We start from the raw sequence: 4,729 nt of genomic DNA, 5'->3' as shown, positions 1-4,729 counted from the left end.
AAAAGATGGGGGAAGACCATGTTCCCGCCGCCCCCCCCGAGGCCGCGCCCGCGCCCACGGATAGCGTGACGCTGAGCGCAAGCGCCACGACATGGGTGCAGGTGCGCAAGCCCGGTGGCCCGGTGCTGTATGACCATGTCCTGCAACCCGGTGAGACATGGCAGACCCCGCAGGGGCTGAGCGGGCTGGAACTTACGGTGGGCAATGCCGGTGGGCTGACTCTTTCCGCCGCAGGGGTTACAACACAGCCGCTGGGCCGCAATGGGGAGGTCAGGCGCAACATCGCGTTAAGCCCGCAGGCCGTGGCCGATGGCTCCGTCCTGCGCGCGCAGGCGGCGCCGGTTAGCCCGCCCGCCGCAACGGGGGCGACGCCAGCGCCGTAACGGGAAATGGCAATAATCCGCCATCGCCCCTCCCGCCGCATGTTGATCCGGAGTAGAATGGTCTTCTCTGGCATGGTCCACTCCGGGGCGCATGCCAAAAACGGCATTGAACAGACCCCGGATCACGCCGCGCCCCGCCAAAGCGGGCCGGAGCCGAAACCGCCGCCTTATCTGGAGGGCACAGAATGAGCAGCTATCGTCCTTATCAGCACATCGAACGCCGCAAGTCGCGGCAGATCCATGTCGGCAATGTGCCGGTCGGGGGGGACGCCCCGGTTTCGGTCCAGACCATGACCAACACGCTGACAACCGACGCCCAGGCCACGATCGACCAGATCCGCCGCGCGGAAATGGCGGGCGTGGACATCGTGCGCGTGTCCTGCCCCGATGAGGAAAGCACGGCGGCGCTGGCTGAAATCGTGCGTGAGGTGAACGTGCCCATCGTGGCCGACATCCACTTCCACTACAAACGCGCCATCGAGGCCGCGAAGGCCGGGGCCGCGTGCCTGCGCATCAACCCCGGCAACATCGGCAGCGCCGAGCGCGTGCGTGAGGTCGTCAACGCCGCGAAGGACCATAACTGCTCCATCCGCATCGGCGTGAACGCCGGATCGCTGGAAAAGCACCTGCTGGAAAAATACGGTGAACCCAACCCGGACGCGCTGGTGGAAAGCGCGCTGGAACACGCAAAAATCCTTGAAGATCATGACTTCCATGAGTTCAAGATCAGCGTGAAGGCGTCGGACGTGTTCCTTGCGGTCGCGGCCTACCAGCAGTTGGCCGATGTATGCGACCATCCGCTGCATATCGGCATTACCGAAGCGGGCAGCAAGCGCGCGGGCACGGTCAAGTCCTCCATCGGGCTTGGCAACCTCCTGTGGGCGGGCGTGGGCGACACCATGCGTGTCTCCCTTTCCGCCGAGCCGGAAGAGGAAGTGCTGGTCGGCTGGGACATCCTGAAGTCACTGGGGCTACGCCACCGTGGCGTGAAGATCATTTCCTGCCCGTCCTGCGCGCGTCAGGGCTTCAACGTGATCCAGACCGTGCAGACGCTGGAAGACCGTCTGGCCCACATCAAGACGCCGCTGACACTTTCCATCATCGGGTGCGTGGTGAACGGCCCCGGTGAGGCGCTGATGACCGATATCGGCGTGACCGGCGGCGGTTCCGGTCGCCACATGGTCTATGCCGCGGGCAGGCAGGACCACACCATGCCGGCGGGCGACATGATCGAGCATATCGTCGATCTGGTTGAAAAGAAGGCCGCCGAGCTTCAGGCCGAGGACGCCACCAACACCCCGGCCGAGGAAATGGCCCGCGAGGCCACCATGTCCCCCGCGGACTGAGACACGCGGCGCGCGGGAGAATGCGCGCCATCTACCGGCCCGCCACGGTGCGGGCGGGCCGATCCAGTGCAGGAATTTCGCGTAGTGAGCAGCATACAGCCCGTTCGTGGCACCCATGACCTGATCGGTGAGGATCGCCGGCGCTTTGACCATGTTGTGGAGACGGCGCGCCGCATTGTCAGCCTGTACGGGTTTGATGAGTGGTCGACCCCTGTCTTTGAGGATACGCGGGTTTTTTCACGCTCACTGGGCGATACGTCCGATGTCGTCTCCAAGGAAATGTACACCTTCGAGGACCGGGGCGGCGAATCCCTGACCCTGCGCCCCGAAGGCACGGCGGCCATCTGCCGGGCGCTGGTGACCAACGGGCTGACGCAGTCCCTGCCGCAGAAGGTTTTCTACGCCGGCCCCATGTTCCGCTACGAACGCCCGCAGAAGGGGCGTTACCGCCAGTTCCACCAGATCGGCGCGGAACTGCTGGGAGCCGCCGAGCCGCTGGCCGATGCCGAAGTCATCGCCATGGGCCGCGACGTGCTGCGCGCCCTGGGGATCGAGGGCGAGACCGTGCTTGAACTCAACACGCTGGGGGACACGGCCAGCCGCGACGCCTGGCGTAGCGCGCTCATCGCCTATTTCAGCGCGCACCGGGCCGACCTTTCGGCCGATAGCCAGTCGCGGCTGGAGCGTAACCCCCTGCGCATCCTGGACAGCAAGGATGAAAAGGACCGTGCACTGGTGGCCGACGCCCCATGATCGCGCAGTACCTGACCCCCGAAGCCCTGCAGTTCTGGGACGGGCTGCGCCGCACGCTCGATCTCATGGGCGTGCGGTTCAGGGAAAATCCGCGCATCGTGCGCGGGCTGGATTATTACGGGCATACCGCCTTTGAATTCGTGACCAGTCGCCTTGGCGCGCAGGGCACGGTGCTGGCCGGTGGCCGCTACGACGGTCTGGTGGCCGAAATGGGCGGCCCCAAAACCCCCGCGATCGGCTGGGCCGGGGGGATCGAGCGGCTGTCCATGCTGCTGGACGCCGCCCCGCCCGAACCGCGTCCCGTCGCACTCGTACCCATGGGGGATGAGGCGCAGGCCGCCACCATTACCGTGCTGCAGGCGCTGCGTGGCGCGGGCATCCGGGCGGAGACGGCCTATCGCGGCAACATGAAGCGCCGGATGGAGCGCGCCAACCGCATGAACGCCACCCATGCCATCGTGATCGGCAGTGACGAGATCGCCCGTGGCGTGGTGCAGGCCAAGGATCTGGATAGCGGGCAACAGACCGAAGTGCCAATGGATGGCGTCGCGGCCTTCCTTCTGGCCGGAACGCCCGAAAGAGGCTGAACGTGGCACAGTTTGACGACCGCCTTGACCGCATCGTCGCCCGTTGCGAGGAACTTCAGGCCCTGCTGGCGGAAGGGCTGTCAGGGTCGGAATTCAGCCAGGCATCACGCGAATACGCGGAACTGGAGCCGATCGTGGCCCGCGTGGGCGCGCTGCGCGAAGCCGAACAGGCGGAACACGACGCCAGCCAGATGCTCCATGACCCCGAAATGCGCGAACTGGCGCAGGCCGAGCTGGACACGCTGCGCACGCGGATTCCCGCCCTGCGCCATGACATCCGCCTGGCCATGCTGCCGCGTGACGAAGCGGATGAGCGCAGCGCCATACTCGAAATCCGCCCCGCCGCCGGTGGTGACGAAGCGGGCCTGTTCGCGGCCGAACTGTTTGGCGCCTACCAGCGCTATGCCGACCAGCGCGGCTGGCGATTCGAGATACTGGAATACGACCAGTCGGAACTGGGCGGCCTGCGCGAAGGGATCGCCAGCATTACCGGGCGCGGCGTGTTCGCGCGGCTGAAATATGAATCCGGCGTGCATCGTGTCCAGCGCGTGCCCGCGACCGAAAGCCAGGGGCGCATCCATACCTCCACCGTAACCGTGGCGGTCCTGCCCGAAGCGGAGGAAGTGGATGTACAGGTGAACGAGACCGACCTGCGCATTGATGTCTACCGCGCGTCCGGCGCGGGGGGGCAGCATGTCAACAAGACCGAAAGCGCCGTGCGCATCACCCATCTGCCCACCAACATCGTGGTGGCGATGCAGGAAGAAAAGAGCCAGCACAAGAACCGCGCCAAGGCCATGAAGATCCTGCGCGCGCGGCTGTATGAACGCAACCGCGCCGCCGCCCATGAAAGCCGCGCCGCCGACCGCCGCGCGCAGGTCGGCACCGGCGACCGCTCCGAACGCATCCGTACCTATAACTTCCCGCAGGGCCGGGTTACCGACCACCGTATCGGCCTGACGCTGTACAAGATCGACCGGGTCATGGCGGGTGATCTGGATGAGTTTGTCGATGCGCTGACACAGGAAGAACAGGCCGCCCTGCTGGCCGCCGATGATGGCTAATAACGGCCTACACGCCGCCACTGTTACGACGTGGGCGGCGCGCAGAGCGAGCTGGGGCCGGGGTGACGTTCCGCCACCTCCGGGTCATCGGGATCGGCAAGGTAGAACTGGGTGAAGTTGCGCGCGCCCAGGGCGACCAGATGATGCCCGTCGGCTCATGCAGCACGCCCTCGCCACTGACCTGATGGATCTCGACCTTCCCACCGGGGCGGCGGATGGTGATTTCCCCGCACAGGGCGTAGCTGTGGGTTGTCCGCCCCATCGCGGTTTCGATACGGGTAGTCTGGCTGGCATGGTCCTGATCGAGGCGGAAGGTCGCGACAAGCTGTTCATCCACATACAGCCGCGATACTTCCGAGACCTCATCGGGGCTGCACCCGTCCTCCACCTCGAAAGAACCGGCAAGGGCGGGTGTGGTGCTCCCCACGCACAGCATCGCGGCGCACAGGGCCCGCACAAGGCGGGAAGAGAAGGCAGACATTTGCATGGTTCCAAAATATGAAGGGAAAGCGGCCCCGATGAAAGATGCCATGACCCCCGCGCCCACAAATTTGCGCCAGCTCCTGCTCGCCGCCACACCCCGCCTGCGTCGCGGA

The 4,729-nt window shown here is 65.8% G+C and carries 3 protein-coding genes and 2 pseudogenes; 4 read left to right on the top strand and 1 reads right to left on the bottom strand.

Annotated elements, in window-relative coordinates:
• The 4 genes and pseudogenes from JCM25156_RS09510 to prfA all read left to right on the top strand — a co-directional run.
• The coding region (locus JCM25156_RS09510) for a DUF4115 domain-containing protein (protein WP_025812888.1) at positions 1-383 on the top strand (383 nt) is incomplete at its 5' end.
• A 185-nt stretch (positions 384-568) separates the two neighbouring features.
• Entirely contained in the window at positions 569-1,729 is a 1,161-nt protein-coding gene (gene ispG, locus JCM25156_RS09500; protein ID WP_025812887.1) for a flavodoxin-dependent (E)-4-hydroxy-3-methylbut-2-enyl-diphosphate synthase, read from the top strand.
• Between the two features lie 84 nt (positions 1,730-1,813).
• A pseudogene (gene hisS, locus JCM25156_RS23115) lies at positions 1,814-3,069 on the top strand (histidine--tRNA ligase).
• Between the two features lie 2 nt (positions 3,070-3,071).
• Positions 3,072-4,133, top strand: coding sequence for a peptide chain release factor 1 (gene prfA, locus JCM25156_RS09490; protein WP_025812886.1), 1,062 nt, complete (start codon positions 3,072-3,074; stop codon positions 4,131-4,133).
• A 23-nt stretch (positions 4,134-4,156) separates the two neighbouring features.
• Here the strand turns inward: prfA and JCM25156_RS23110 are convergent.
• Positions 4,157-4,620, bottom strand: a pseudogene (locus tag JCM25156_RS23110) (hypothetical protein).
• Positions 4,621-4,729 lie beyond the last annotated feature (109 nt).

It is taken from the genome of Komagataeibacter kakiaceti JCM 25156 (assembly GCF_000613305.1).
Note: the sequence above shows the minus strand (reverse complement) of the source record. Positions and strands in the feature narration are given on the sequence as shown.

Coding starts and splice junctions, on each gene's coding strand:
- ispG (WP_025812887.1), top strand. CDS start 569: ATGAGCAGCTATCGTCCTTATCAGCACATCGAACGCCGCAAGTCGCGG.